Origin of the sequence: Pseudomonas batumici (assembly GCF_036585405.1) — a bacterium.
In the GTDB taxonomy this organism is placed as follows: domain Bacteria; phylum Pseudomonadota; class Gammaproteobacteria; order Pseudomonadales; family Pseudomonadaceae; genus Aquipseudomonas; species Aquipseudomonas batumici.
The window spans coordinates 5117792-5130682 of sequence record NZ_CP144470.1; the positions used below are offsets into that span (position 1 = coordinate 5117792).

Here is a 12891-nt window from a genome sequence, read left to right on the forward strand (position 1 = left end):
GGAGGATTACTTCAGGTTGCCGCTGAGGAACTGACGTAGCCGCTCGCTCTGCGGATTGCCCAGCACGTCTTCCGGCGCGCCCTGTTCTTCCACCAGGCCCTGGTGCAGGAACAGCACCTGGCTCGAGACCTTGCGGGCGAAGCTCATTTCGTGGGTCACCATGATCATGGTCCGGCCTTCTTCGGCCAGCCCCTGGATCACCTTGAGCACCTCGCCCACCAGTTCCGGGTCGAGGGCCGAGGTCGGTTCGTCGAACAGCATCACTTCCGGTTCCATCGCCAGCGCCCGGGCAATCGCCACGCGCTGTTGCTGGCCGCCGGAGAGAAACGCCGGGTACTGACTGGCTACCCGGGCCGGCAGGCCGACCTTTTCCAGGTAGCGGTGCGCACGCTCCTCGGCCTCTTTCTTGCTCACCCCCAGCACCCGGCGCGGGGCCATGGTGATGTTTTCCAGCACGCTCATGTGGCTCCACAGGTTGAAGTGCTGGAACACCATGGCCAGGCGGGTGCGCAGGCGCTGCAACTCGGCGTCGTCGGCCACGCGCATGCCCTGCTTCTCGCTGATCATGCGGATCGGCTGGCCGTCGAGGCTCATGGCGCCGTCATTGGGCGTTTCCAGGAAGTTGATACAGCGCAGGAAGGTACTCTTGCCCGAGCCGCTGGCGCCGATCAGGCTGATCACGTCGCCGGTCTTGGCTTTCAGTGAAACGCCCTTGAGCACCTGGTGTTCGCCATAGCTCTTGTGCAGGCCTTCAATGGTCAATTTGTACATGGGTACCTCAAGGAGAAAGTAGATAGCCGCTGCGATAGGCTTCGCGGCCGGCGACATGGGCAATCACCATGCCGGCGGTGGCCATGCGGCGCAGCGAGCGGGCGTAGAGCAGGCCCGCGCTGCTGCAATGAATCGGGGTGACGCTGTCGTTCAGCGGGTCGATGATCTCGGCGATCAGTTGCCCGGCTTCCAGGTATTGCCCAGGCAGCGCGCAGAACACCAGCAGGCCGCCCACCGCGGTGGCCACCGGCTCGACACCGGCCAGCGGCGTTGCCGGGTAAGGCAGCGCCGGCAAGGGCGCGGGCGAGCCCGCGATGGCGCCGAAGTGGGTCAGGTAGTCGAGGATCGCCTGGCAGTCGAGACGCGCCTGGGGGTGATTCACATCGCCCTGGCCGCGCAGTTCCACGGTCACCGAGAAGCTGCCCTGGGGAATCTCGAAACGCTCGCCAAAGCGCTGTCGCAGGTCCCACCAGAGCAGGGTGAAGCATTCGTCGAACGACTGGCCGCCGGAGTCGGTCGCCAGCAGGTTGGCTTGCGAGCCGATGTAGCGGGCCAGCGGTTCAACCTGCGGCCAGGCTTCGGGCGTGGTGTACAGATGGGCCACGGCTTCGAAGTCGCAGTGCAGGTCTAGGACCATGTCCGCATCGCAGGCCAGCCGCTGCAGGGTCAGGCGCAGGGACTGCAACTGGGTCGCCGGCACCTCCGCCGCGAGGGCGGCCTTGAGCTGGCTGCGGATCAGTTGCAGGTTGTGCGCCGGATCGTCGTTGAGCTGCGCTTCGATGCGGTTGCCGATCTCATCGCTGAGATCGACGAACCAGCGGTTGAAGTTCTGCCCGCTTTCCAGCTCGTAGCGACCCAGCGGCACGTCCATCAGCACCTGTTCCAGGCCGATGGGGTTGGCCACCGGTACCAGCACGATTTCGCTGCGCAGGGCGCCGGCCTGTTCCAGCTCGGCCAGGCGCTGCTTGAGGTGCCAGGCCACCAGCATGCCAGGCAGTTCGTCGGCGTGCAGGGACGACTGGATGTAGATCTTGCCCGTGGCCTGCTCCGGCCCGAAATGAAAGCTGTGGATCTGCCGGGCGGTGCCCGGCAGGGGAGCCAGCAGCTCGTGAGTCAGATGACGCATGCTCAAGGGTCCTAGTGGGCCGGGCCGAGAAACGCCAGCCAGCGACGCTCGGCCAGACGGAACAGGCCGACCAGGGTGAAGGTGATCGCCAGGTAGATCAAGGCGGCGATACCGAACGACTGGAAGGTCATGTAGGTCGCCGAGTTGGCGTCCCGGGCGATTTTCAGGATGTCCGGGATGGTCGCGGTAAACGCCACGGTGGTGGAGTGCAGCATCAGGATCACTTCGTTGCTGTAGTAGGGCAACGAGCGGCGCAGGGCCGAGGGCATGATCACATAGGCGTAGAGCTTCCAGCCGCTGAGACCGTAGGCCTTGGCCGCTTCGACCTCACCGTGGTTCATGCTGCGGATCGCCCCGGCGAAGATCTCCGTGGTGTAGGCGCAGGTGTTCAGGGCGAAGGCCAGGATGGTGCAGTTCATCGCATCGCGGAAGAACGCATCCAGCAGTGGCTGGCTGCGGACCGCTTCCAGGCTGTAGATCCCGGTGTAGCAGATCAGCAACTGGATATACAGCGGCGTGCCGCGAAACAGGTAGGTGTAGAGCTCCACCGGCCAGCGGATGCGGCGCTTGGGCGAGACCCGGGCGATGGACAGCGGGATCGACACCAGGAAGCCGATGAAGATCGAGGCGCTGAGCAGCCACAAGGTCATGGCCAGGCCGGTGATGTGCTGGCCGTCGCTGTAGAGGAACGGACGCCAGTATTGCTGCAGGAGCTCGATCATCGCACGGCCTCCCGGGCGCCCGCGGCATAGCGGCGTTCCAGCCAGCGCAGGACGTAGTTTGAGGCACTGGTAATGAGCAGGTAGATCAAGGCGGCGAGTACCAGGAAGTAGAACAGTTGATAGGTGCTCTTGCCGGCATCCTGGGCAGCCTTGACCAGGTCGGCCAGGCCGATGATCGAGACCAGCGCGGTGGCCTTGAGGATCACCATCCAGTTATTGCCGATCCCTGGCAGGGCGAAGCGCATCATTTGCGGAAAGATCACGAAGCGGAAACGCTGGGCGCGGGTCAGGCCATAGGCGGTGGCGGCTTCGAGCTGTCCGCGCGGCACGGCGAGAATCGCGCCACGAAAGGTTTCGGTGAAATAGGCACCGTAGATGAAGCCCAGGGTGATGACCCCGGCGGCAAACGGGTCGATTTCGATGTAGTCCCAGTCCATGGCGTCGGTCAGGGTCGAGAGCCAGGTTTGCAGACTGTAGAAAATCAGCAGCATCAGCACCAGGTCGGGTACCCCACGAATCAGCGTGGTGTAGAGCTGGGCCGGAATGCGGAACAAGGTGATGCTGGACAGTTTTGCACTGGCGCCGATCAGGCCCAGCAGCACGCTCACCAGCAGCGACAGGATGGAGAGCTGGACGGTCATCCAGGTGCCTTCCAGCAGGATCGGACCAAAGCCTTTCAGGCTGAAGGCCGAAAGACCGAGGATTTGCAGGAGGTTGTCAAACATGAAAAATCAGACCTTTGGACATCGAAAAGGCGCCCCTCGGGCAAGGGGCGCCAAGGGATCACTTCCCGCTGTACAGGTTCAGATCGCCAAAGTGTTTTTTCTGGATTTCCGCGTACTTGCCATCTTTGTGTAACGCTTCGATACCTTTATCCAACAGGGCTTTCAGCTCTTTGTTACCTTTTTTGATACCGACGGCGGTCTTGGCCGGCAGCAGCGGATCATTGATCGGCTTGCTGACTTCGTAGCCGGCGCCTTGTGGCGACTTCAGGAAGCCCAGTTCGGCTTGCAGCATATCCTGCACCGAGGCGTCGAGGCGGCCGGAGATCAGGTCCGCATACACCTGGTCCTGGTTGGCGTAGGCCTTGGTGGTCACACCGGCCTTGTCCAGGATGGCCTTGGCGTAGGCTTCCTGGATGGTGCCTTGCTCGTAGCCCACGGTCTTGCCCTTGAGGGACTCAGGCGTGGAGTAGTTTGCACCTTTTTTGAACACCAGGGACGTTGGGCCGGAGAACAGCTCGCTGGAGAAGTCGATGGCTTTCTCGCGGGCTTCGGTCACGGTCATCGACGAAATCACACCGTCGAACTTGTTGGCGTTGAGGCCTGGGATCATGCCGTCGAAGTCACTTTCGACCCATTTGCACTTGACCTTCAGTTCGGCGCAGACAGCGTTGCCCAGGTCGATGTCGAAGCCGACCAGGCTGCCGTCCGCGGCCTTGGATTCGAATGGCGCGTAGGACGGATCGACGCCGAAGCGCAGTTCCTTGTATTCCTTGGCCAGAGCGGAACCGGCGGCCATGCAGAGAGCCAGTGCAGAAAGGGTCAGCAATGCTTTTTTCATTATTTATTCCCTAAAAACCAATATGAGCGCTTGTGGCGCACGGAGTACTGTTACTGGAACGCGTATGACCCGATAAAGGTAGCAATTTCCGAACCAGAGTCACGAACAAGTGTTTTAAAAGGCAGGAATATAGCTACGGGCCAGCTAATAATGCCCGAAATTGGGCATTAGAAAATAAACGCCCTAAATTGGTGCTCTTGCAAGTGAGAAAAGGGTGCAGTTAGGTGCTGGCGCGGTAACGCATGTAACTGTAGGAGCAGCCGGTCGACGCTCCTACAGTGTGTGCGGGGTTACTTGCCGGGCACCAGGGTCAGGCGCGTGGTGCCGTAGGCCTTGTCGAAGTTCTGCGGCTGCATCGGGAAGCTGACGTACTGGGCCTTCAACCAGCCATCGATGCCGCTGGCGTAGCTCGGGCTGGCCGGGTTGCCGGATTGCCCGGGGCTCTGCTGGCCGGTCATCGGTTCGACCTGGCCGAAGTCGACGATCAGGCGCACCCCCGGAACCTGGATGGCGTCGAGGTTCTCGCCGCCCCAGGCGTAGGCCGAAGTGTTCAGCGTGGTGTGGTCGCCGCCGGCCGGGATCGCTCCGCGGATGGCCTGGCCGGCGCTGTTTTTCCAGACATAGTGGTGCAGCGTGCCCCATTGCCAGGCCTTGTGATCGCTGCCCAGCTGGCGGTCGCCGGCGCTGATCGCCGCCGCCAGGCTGCGGGCCAGGATCGCCGGCTTGTCTTCTTTCTGTGGCGTGCGGCTGTCGTCCCAGAACGGGCTGTCCTCGCGCCCCAGCAGGTGATCGGCCTGGGCCGAGTAGGACAGCTTGCCGTTGGCGACAAAGGCCTGCCACACCGGGCCGTTTTCCGGACCCAGCTTGTCGAGGAAGATCTGTTTCATGCTTTCCTGCAGGAACAGCTCGTACAGCGCGGCGTCGGCCGAGGTCGGGCTGAGCTTGCCGTCGAACTCCATCAACCGGCCCAAGGCCTCGCGCGCCTTGCCGCGCTCGGCGTCCGGCAGGGCGTCGATGGCCTGCTTGAGGGGGCCGGCCATGCCCGGGGCCTCGAACATTTTCTTCAGCTTGTTGGCGAAGGTCGTGCTCTGGTCGTACTGCATGGCGATCGTGCTGCGGCTGTCCTGTTTGCCGGCCGCGGCCAGTTCCGCCAGGCGTTCGCCGCGTTCCGGGTAGTACCAGGCGTTGGACAGTTGCATGCCGTAGCCGCGCGCCGCCGTGCGCTGGTTGGCGGTGCCCAGCCAGCCCTGGGTCGGGTCCTGGTCGTAGGGGTGCAGCATCGCGTCGGCGTAGCCGTCCCAGTCGAAGCGGCTGTCCCAGCCCGGCGACGGCAACAGGCCTTCGCCTTCACGGCGGTTGGGGAAGCGTCCGGTGACCTGCCAGCCAATATGGCTGGCGTCGGCGAAGACCATGTTCAGCGCGATGGCGCGGATTTCCCGGCTGGCATCGGATGCTCTCTCGGCGCTCTGGGCCCGGGACAGGTCGAAGTACGCATCCAGGCTCTTGTCGTCCTTGAACGATGAGGTCTGCAGGGCCAGGCCGTAGCCGGCGGTCAACGCGGTATTGTCCAGCGCGCTGTTGAGCAGCGGGCCGTGGCGGGTTTCGTACACCGTCTCGCGGATCGAGCGCTGGCCCTTGATGAAGTAGGTCTCGTTGCGCGCGATCGCCGGCTGCCATTTGCCATCGGCCTCGTAATAGAGCGCGTTGCCCTGGCGCTTGAGTTTTTCCAGGAACAGGTCCTGGTTGTCCCCTGGAACGGCGGCCATGCTCCAGGCTACCTTGCCGTTGAACCCGGACAGCACCATCGGCAGGCCGGCGATCGAGGTCCCGGCGGCCTGGTACTTCGGTGCGTGGATCTGCACGTAGTTCCAGGCGGCGGGGGCGCTGGTCGGCTGTTGCAGGTCGGCGGCCAGCAGGCTCTTGCCGCTGCGGCTGCGCTGCGGGCCGATGGCCCAGTTGGTCGAGGTGCCGGCGCCGAGGATGTTCAGAGCGGCCACTTGCTCGGCGGCCTTGTTCAGTGCGCCCAGGCCCGAGACCTGGCTGAGGGCGATGCCCTTGAGTTTCTCGGCTTCGGCCAGCGGCAGCGGTTCGTCCGCAGCGGCCGGGATCAACCAGGCCAGCTTGTCGACGCCGACTTTCTGCGCCAGGACCAGGCTGGAAATCTCTTGCTGCAGGTTGGCCGACAGGTTGAAGTTGAGCAGGCAGAAGATCAGCGCCGAGTCTTCCGGCTTCCAGTATTCGGGGTTGTAGCCGCTACGGGCGAGGTCCGCCGGCAGCTTGTCGCGGTAGCGGAACAGGTAGGCGTTGACGCCGCGCGCGTAGACTTCGAAGAAGCGCTTGAGCCGTGGCGACGAGGCGTTGTACAGCTCGCCGGCACTTTTCTTCAGGTTGACGGCGCGCATGAAGCGGTCGGTATCCAGGGCGTCCGGGCCGTCCATTTCGGCGAGCCGGCCCTGGGCGAGCAGGCGCAGGGTGACCATCTGGGTGAGGCGATCGCTGGCGTGGACGTACCCGAGGGTAAACAGTGCATCGTGAAAGGTATTGCTTTCGATCAGCGGCATGCCGAGGCTGTTGCGGCGCACCGAGACGTTCTGCGCGAGACCCTTGAGCGGTTGCACGCCGGAGGTCGGCGGCAGGCTGTCCTGGGTGTTCCAGGCCTGGCAGCCTGTCAGGCCGAGCAGGCCCGCCATGGCGGCGGCAACGCCACATTGCTGAAGAGAGAGGGAAAAGGCTGGCGAGGCCATGGCAAGGCTCCTGCGGGGGTAGCGTCAGTAAAGGCGCTACGTTAGTGAGCAGGAGGAAGGCGCGCAAGACGGCGGGCGGGCTTATTTCGAGTTTTGAGCGATAAATCGGAAGGGAAAAGGAATGAACATGAACCTCCAGGTAAACGCGGCGCTGATTCTGATCGACCAGCAACAAGGCATCCTGCATCCCCGGTTGGGGCCGCGCAACAATCCCGAGGCCGAGGCGCGCATGCTCGAGCTGTTGCAGCAGTGGCGCCGGACGGCGCGCCCGGTGGTGCATGTCCAGCATCTGTCGCATTCGCCGGAGTCGGTGTTCTGGCCCGGGCAGTCGGGGGTCGAGTTCCAGCAGCGCTTCCTGCCGGGGGAGGGGGAACGGCTGGTGCAGAAGCGGGTGCCGGATGCATTTTGTGCCACCGGGCTGGAGGACTGGTTGCGCCGCGCCGGTATCGAACAGTTGGTGATTGTCGGCGTGGCAACCCACAACTCCGTGGAGGCGACGGCGCGTACGGCCGGCAACCTCGGGTTTGACACCTGGGTGGTGGAGGATGCGTGCTACACCTTCGACAAGGCCGACTATTTCGGTGGTCGGCATAGCGCCCAGGAGGTCCACGCCATCTCCCTGGGCAATCTGCATGGCGAGTACGCGACGGTGGTGTCCAGCGGTGTGGTGCTTGGGGCGTGACCCCTCAGGCCAGGTGCAGATGGTTGTCCCACAGCCCCGCCGGCAGCTCCAGCGGCTGGGCTGTCAGTTCCTTCTGGCGGCAATCGTAGAAACGGCAGCGGCCCTGGCCGGAGGTGACGACGAAGCCGTTCGCCACCGCGCCGACGCCCGCGCAGTCCGGTAGCGGCGCATCCAGGCGCACGGCACCGCTGTCCAGGTCCCAGATGAAGAAGCGGTTGCCCCGTGGCGCGGTCAAGGCCACCAGCCGCAACTCGCTGTGCACCGCGACACTGGCGGTGTAGTGCGCCATGGCCTGCAACTGCTGTTCGGCCACCGGGAAGGCGACAAACGGCTGGCCGGGACGCTTGATCGCCAGCAACTCGGACGACTCGTGGGACGGTCCCATGAATTGCTGGCCGGCAACGATAGTGCCGTCGCTGGCCACGCCCAGGTGGCGCACGCTGTTCATCGGCTGGGCCAGGGTTTCCTTGCTCAGCAGCGTGCCGTCGCGCTGCATCAGCACCAGGCTCGGTTCCATCGCGTCGAGGTTCATCTCCACCCGGCTTTCGGCTTCGGTGCGAATCCCACCGTTGGCAACGATCAGGGTCTCGCCGTCGGGCATCCATGACACCTGGTGCGGGCCGATGCCGTGGGTGGAAATCTCGCCGCTGTGGACCAGGCGTTCGCCTTCGAAGCGATACACACCGAGCAGTCCGCGGCCCGGGTCGGTGGTGTCGTTCAGGGTGGCGTAGAGCCAGTCGCCGCTCTTGTGGATCACCGCGTGTCCATAGAAATGCCGGTTCGGTTGCGAGGCGACGGTCTGCATCAGCCGGCCGTCACGCAGGTCGATCAGGTAGCTCTCGGTGCCGGGGCGCCGCGCGACGAACAGCGCCAACGCCAGGGTCGGGTGGTTGATAATGTCGTGGCAACGCTGGCCGACCTCGGTGGCGAAGACCTGGGTGCCGTCCAGGCGATAGCCCACGGCGTAGTGCCTGCCGTCGCTATCGTCACGGGCGGAGAGCAGCAGCGGGCTTTTGCCTGTTTGCCGGAACAGGTTCCAGCCGCCCAGCGTCAATGCGCTGAGCAGCAGGCTGCCGAGGGTCAGGGCCTGGCGTCGGAGCATTATCAGTCACCGTCGTTGGCATTGAAGCCCAGTTGGATACCCAGCGCCTTGGCCAGTTCGCTTTCGTGCAGGCGGTGGACAACGTTGAGGCTGTCGTAGAGGTCGTCGAGCTGCTGGCGTCCGGCATCGTCGCCGAGCAGCTCGGTCAGCGAACGCTGGGTGCTGTCGAACAGCTTCAGGGACGCTGCGTAGGCGGCGTCGATCTTCTCGGCCAACGGCTTCTGCTGCGCCGGCAGCAGGTTGCGCAGGCCCTGGTTGTCGACGCCGACCCAGACGGTCCGGGCGGCGGCCAGGCTGGCGCGCATGCCTTGCAGCGACGACTGGCTGCGCCAGGCGTCGGCCTGGAAGGGTTGCGCGATGCCCTTGGCCTGACGGCCCATGGGCGTGCCGAGCTTTTTCTTCAGGGTGTCGAGGGCGGTGACCTGGACCCGCAGCAGATCGGCAATGGCTTCGTGGGAGTCGGCGTAGCGCTGGTTGGGGAACTTGCTCATCTGCGCAAGCATGCCGTCGTTGCTTTCCCAACGTGACAGGATCTCTTCGGCCAGCATTTGCTGGCGCTTGCCGATGGCGCTCAACAGCGGGCAATAGCGGGCTTTCTGCGCGCTGTCGGCCAGGTCGATCCTGCTGTCGTAGAGGATGTATTCGTAGGCCGAGAGCCCCTGCACCACGACGCTGGACTTGGCCAGGGCGTCGGCATCGATCTGGGGCTGGGTGCTGACCAGTTGCTCGACCTGACGACCCACCAGGTTTTTCTTGTCCGGCCAGAACTGCACCTGCCAGGAGCGATTGCCTTCGGCCAACGGTCCGATCAGCAGCGGTTGCAGTTCGGCCCAGGCTTTCTGGGCGTGGAGAAAGTCGGCGCGGGCGGTTGAAAGGCTGGCCTTGCCTTCGCAGAAGGCCAGGGCGCTGATCGCCAACTGGCGGTCGGCCTCGACCCAGCGGCTGTAGGTCGGCAGGATCACCTGCTTGGCGATGGCTGCGGAGGTCACCGCCTGCGGGTCCTGGGGCGAGCAGGCGCCGAGGGCGAGCGCCGCCAGGCTGGTGAACAACAGTTTGGGGCGGAACATGTCCACGTCCTTTATTTAGAGAAGTTTTATAACGAGTTCAGGAATGCCAGCAACGCGTCACGTTGTTCGGCATTGAAAGACAGCACCCGCTGTTGCGCCGCCTGGGCCTCGCCGCCGTGCCAGAGCACGGCTTCGAGCAGGTTGCGGGCGCGGCCGTCATGCAGGAACTGGGTGTGGCCGCTGACGCTCTGCGTCAGGCCGATGCCCCACAGCGGCGGGGTGCGCCAGTCATTGCCGTCGGCCTGGAACTCGCTGCGCTGGTCGGCAAGGCCGGGGCCCATGTCATGTAGCAGCAGGTCGCTGTAGGGGCGGATCACCTGGTTGGCCAGTTCGGGCTCGCTGGCCGTGGCCGAGGTGGTGAGTTGCGGGGTATGGCAAGCCTGGCAGCCGGCCTGGTAGAACAGGTTCTTGCCGGCCAGTACTTGCGCCGCACCGACTTCTCGCCGCGCCGGTACCGCGAGGTTGCGGGCGTAGAAAGTCACTAGGCGCAGGATGTTGTCGCTGACTTCCGGCTCGCCGTCCGGGCCGCCGCCATGGGGGGCTTGCAGGCAATCGACCTGGGTCGGGGTGCAGTCGTCGAAGGGGCGCAGGCGGGTGGTCAGGCCCATGTCGCTGGAAAACGCATGGACGTTCTGTTGATTGATGTTCGGTTGCCCGGCCTTCCAGCCAAAGCGGCCGAGCACGGTCTTGCGTTGGGCGTCGTCCCAGACCCGGTTGGGGCGTCCGTTGACCCCTAGTCGTTGCTGCTGCCGGGCGTTGGCCAGGATAGCTTCTTCGGGAATCGCTTCGAGCAGGCCGAGGCCGATCATCGGCGGAGCGATGCGCGCGGAAAACAGCGTCTGCGGGTGCATCGGGCCATAGCCCAGGTGGGTGATGCGTAGCGTCGGCCGGCGCAGTTCGACTTGCGTGCCGTCCTTGAAACGCACCGGCACGGCTTCGTAGTCGACCCGCACCTTGCCCTCTGGGGCGACGCCGGGGATGGCCATGTCCTGCAACTGCCCGCCGTAGACCGGTTCCGGCACCACGCCCTGGCGTTCGATCAGGTTGGCGTAGATCGGGCTATTGGGAATCGACAGGCGTACCAGCATCGATACCGCGTTATCCGCGCCCGGTTCCGGTGGATGGCCGCGACCGTCCCTGATATGGCAGCTCTGGCAGGCGCTGGCATTGAACAGCGGCCCGAGTCCGTCGCGGGCGGTGGTGCTGGAGGGGGCGGTCACCCAGGGGCTGCGGAAGAAATTGTTGCCGACACTGAAGTCCAGGCGCCGCTCTGGCGAGAGGTTGGCCGAGGGTTGCGAGAAAGCGCTGCGATCGCTTTTGCCCACCGTGGCGGTGCCGCCGGATCGAGCTTCGCCGGGTTCTGGCTTGGTAAAGCGCGGAGCGTCGTCGCAGGCGCTCAGGCCAAGGGCCAGGAGCAGCGTCGACAGGCGAAGGGGCAACGAGGGCATCGGTGTCCTGGGCGTAAGGAAGATCGGGCGAGAGTGTATCAGGCTGGATACATTTGAATAAGAGGGATTAGCATTTGCTTGATTTGTGGCAAGGCGCGGCTTTGCGGCGAGCTTGCTGTAGGAGCAGCCGGTCGACGTTCGATTGCTCGCTCCTACAAAAGGCCGATCAGAAATCGTGATCGGCGTTATCCGGGTTCAGGTCGCTGATGCCCAGCTTGGCCGCCGCCTGCTCGATGGAACCGGTCTGCTTGACCAGCGCCGAGATGGCGTCACGCACGATCTTGTTACCGGTTTCGTTGCCGGCCGCGATCAACTGGTCGTAATGCTCGCCCTTGTTGGCATGGTCGACCATGATCTGGATCTTGGCTTCGGTGGCTTGCAAGTCGTTCTTCAGCGCCGCGTCGGCCGCCGGGTCAACCTTGGCCACCAGGGAAGACAGGCTCGGGCCGGTCATCCGGGTGCCGTCGACACGGGTGTATTCGCCCAGGTAGACGTTGCGAATACCCTTGGCATCGTAGAAGTGCGAGTTGTGGGTGTTGTCGCTGAAGCAGTCCTGCTCGTCTTCCGGCGAGTTGGCCTCCAGCGAAACCTTCATCCGCTCGCCCGCCAGTTCGCCGAGGGACAGGCTACCCATGCCGAAGAGCATTTTGCGCAGGCCACTTTCAGCCGGTTCGGCTTCCAGGCTGGCGCGATAGTTGTCGGCCACATCCGGCTTCCAGTTGCCGACCATTTCCTCCAGGTCGTTGACCAGCAGTTGGGTCACGGCCTTGAGGTAGGCACGCCGACGATCGTTGTGACCGCCAGTGGCGCCAGGACCTTCCAGGTAGTCCGAGGCCGGACGGTTGCCGGCGCCAGGGCCGGTGCCGTTCAGGTCCTGGCCCCAGAGCAGGAATTCGATGGCGTGGTAGCCGGTGGCGACGTTGGCTTCGGAACCGCCCAGCTCGTTCAGGCTGGCGAGTTTTTCCGGGGTGATCTCGCTGACATCGACCTTGTCTTCGCCGACCTGGATCTGCGGGTTGGCGATGATATTGGCGGTCGCGGCCGGATTGCCCAGGGCGTGCTCGTAGGAGGCGTCGACGTAGTCGATCAGGCCTTCATCCAGCGGCCAGGCGTTCACCTGGCCTTCCCAGTCGTCGATGATGGTATTGCCGAAGCGGAAGACTTCGCTTTGCAGGTATGGCACGCGCGCGGCGATCCAGGCTACGCGGGCGGCCTTGAGGGTCTCTTCGTTCGGCTTGGCGAGGAAGGCGTCGACAGCGGCCTGCAGGTTCTTCGCGGTGGATTCGGCGTCGCTGAACACGGCGAAGACGATCTCGGTGTAGTGGGCGACCACGGCCTTGGCGGCGGCTTCATCGATTTTCGCCGTGGCATCGCCCGCGGACGCCTGGGCCGCGGCAGGGGCCTGGGCGGCCGCTACGGATTTTTCCTTGTCCTTGTCGCCACAACCGGCGAGGGCGATGGCGATAGCCAACAGACTGGCGGTGGCCAGAGGCTTGCGAATCATGACGAACATCCTGCTTCGAGAGAGGGGATGGGGGCACGGGGCCCCACAAAACCGGCACATAATGCGAAGGATTTGCATTCGGTGTAAAGAGCTTAGCGCCTGAAATATTTGGTATTAAAACAAGGCTTGATCCCACCGGATCTTATAGGGGCGAGCTTGTTG

Annotated in this window: 11 protein-coding genes; 1 reads left to right on the plus strand and 10 read right to left on the minus strand. The window is 64.2% G+C overall.

The genetic code is table 11. The features are described 5' to 3' along the window. Positions 1 to 6: 6 nt before the first annotated feature. The 6 genes from NUH87_RS23290 to NUH87_RS23315 form a co-directional block, all read right to left on the minus strand. Positions 7 to 771 carry an ABC transporter ATP-binding protein gene (locus tag NUH87_RS23290; RefSeq protein ID WP_338522846.1) on the minus strand — a complete coding sequence of 255 codons (765 nt, stop codon included), beginning with the start codon at positions 769 to 771 and terminating at the stop codon, positions 7 to 9. Positions 772 to 778: 7 nt separating this feature from the next. Further along, the gene (locus tag NUH87_RS23295) at positions 779 to 1897 is read right to left on the minus strand and encodes a succinylglutamate desuccinylase/aspartoacylase family protein (protein WP_338522847.1); all 1119 of its coding nucleotides are present in this window, start codon (positions 1895 to 1897) and stop codon (positions 779 to 781) included. An 11-nt stretch (positions 1898 to 1908) separates the two neighbouring features. After that, entirely contained in the window at positions 1909 to 2619 is a 711-nt protein-coding gene (locus tag NUH87_RS23300; RefSeq protein ID WP_338522848.1) for an ABC transporter permease, read from the minus strand. Beyond that, positions 2616 to 3344: an ABC transporter permease gene (locus NUH87_RS23305; protein WP_040070324.1), complete on the minus strand. Its 729-nt coding sequence runs from the start codon at positions 3342 to 3344 to the stop codon at positions 2616 to 2618. Before NUH87_RS23305 ends, NUH87_RS23300 begins: the two co-directional genes overlap by 4 nt. Before the next feature lie 58 nt (positions 3345 to 3402). After that, entirely contained in the window at positions 3403 to 4182 is a 780-nt protein-coding gene (locus NUH87_RS23310; protein ID WP_040070322.1) for a transporter substrate-binding domain-containing protein, read from the minus strand. 290 nt (positions 4183 to 4472) lie between these two features. Next, positions 4473 to 6926, minus strand: a complete 2454-nt coding sequence (locus NUH87_RS23315; protein WP_338522849.1) for a penicillin acylase family protein — start codon at positions 6924 to 6926, stop codon at positions 4473 to 4475. A gap of 127 nt (positions 6927 to 7053) precedes the next feature. Between NUH87_RS23315 and NUH87_RS23320 the strand changes: the two genes are divergently transcribed. Then, positions 7054 to 7608, plus strand: coding sequence for a cysteine hydrolase family protein (locus NUH87_RS23320; protein ID WP_338522850.1), 555 nt, complete (start codon positions 7054 to 7056; stop codon positions 7606 to 7608). Positions 7609 to 7612: 4 nt separating this feature from the next. Here NUH87_RS23320 and NUH87_RS23325 read toward each other — a convergent pair whose 3' ends face one another. From NUH87_RS23325 to NUH87_RS23340, 4 genes are all read right to left on the minus strand, one after another. Continuing rightward, positions 7613 to 8710: a DUF1513 domain-containing protein gene (locus tag NUH87_RS23325; RefSeq protein ID WP_338522851.1), complete on the minus strand. Its 1098-nt coding sequence runs from the start codon at positions 8708 to 8710 to the stop codon at positions 7613 to 7615. 2 nt (positions 8711 to 8712) lie between these two features. Then, a complete protein-coding gene (locus tag NUH87_RS23330; protein WP_338522852.1) occupies positions 8713 to 9777 on the minus strand; it encodes an imelysin family protein in 1065 nt (354 codons plus the stop codon). 26 nt (positions 9778 to 9803) lie between these two features. Then, positions 9804 to 11225 carry a di-heme oxidoredictase family protein gene (locus NUH87_RS23335; RefSeq protein WP_338522853.1) on the minus strand — a complete coding sequence of 474 codons (1422 nt, stop codon included), beginning with the start codon at positions 11223 to 11225 and terminating at the stop codon, positions 9804 to 9806. Positions 11226 to 11391: 166 nt separating this feature from the next. After that, positions 11392 to 12729, minus strand: coding sequence for an imelysin family protein (locus tag NUH87_RS23340; RefSeq protein WP_338522854.1), 1338 nt, complete (start codon positions 12727 to 12729; stop codon positions 11392 to 11394). Positions 12730 to 12891: the final 162 nt, after the last annotated feature.

Coding starts and splice junctions, on each gene's coding strand:
- NUH87_RS23290 (WP_338522846.1), bottom strand. CDS start 771: ATGTACAAATTGACCATTGAAGGCCTGCACAAGAGCTATGGCGAACAC.
- NUH87_RS23295 (WP_338522847.1), bottom strand. CDS start 1,897: ATGCGTCATCTGACTCACGAGCTGCTGGCTCCCCTGCCGGGCACCGCC.
- NUH87_RS23300 (WP_338522848.1), bottom strand. CDS start 2,619: ATGATCGAGCTCCTGCAGCAATACTGGCGTCCGTTCCTCTACAGCGAC.
- NUH87_RS23305 (WP_040070324.1), bottom strand. CDS start 3,344: ATGTTTGACAACCTCCTGCAAATCCTCGGTCTTTCGGCCTTCAGCCTG.
- NUH87_RS23310 (WP_040070322.1), bottom strand. CDS start 4,182: ATGAAAAAAGCATTGCTGACCCTTTCTGCACTGGCTCTCTGCATGGCC.
- NUH87_RS23315 (WP_338522849.1), bottom strand. CDS start 6,926: ATGGCCTCGCCAGCCTTTTCCCTCTCTCTTCAGCAATGTGGCGTTGCC.
- NUH87_RS23320 (WP_338522850.1), top strand. CDS start 7,054: ATGAACCTCCAGGTAAACGCGGCGCTGATTCTGATCGACCAGCAACAA.
- NUH87_RS23325 (WP_338522851.1), bottom strand. CDS start 8,710: ATGCTCCGACGCCAGGCCCTGACCCTCGGCAGCCTGCTGCTCAGCGCA.
- NUH87_RS23330 (WP_338522852.1), bottom strand. CDS start 9,777: ATGTTCCGCCCCAAACTGTTGTTCACCAGCCTGGCGGCGCTCGCCCTC.
- NUH87_RS23335 (WP_338522853.1), bottom strand. CDS start 11,225: ATGCCCTCGTTGCCCCTTCGCCTGTCGACGCTGCTCCTGGCCCTTGGC.
- NUH87_RS23340 (WP_338522854.1), bottom strand. CDS start 12,729: ATGATTCGCAAGCCTCTGGCCACCGCCAGTCTGTTGGCTATCGCCATC.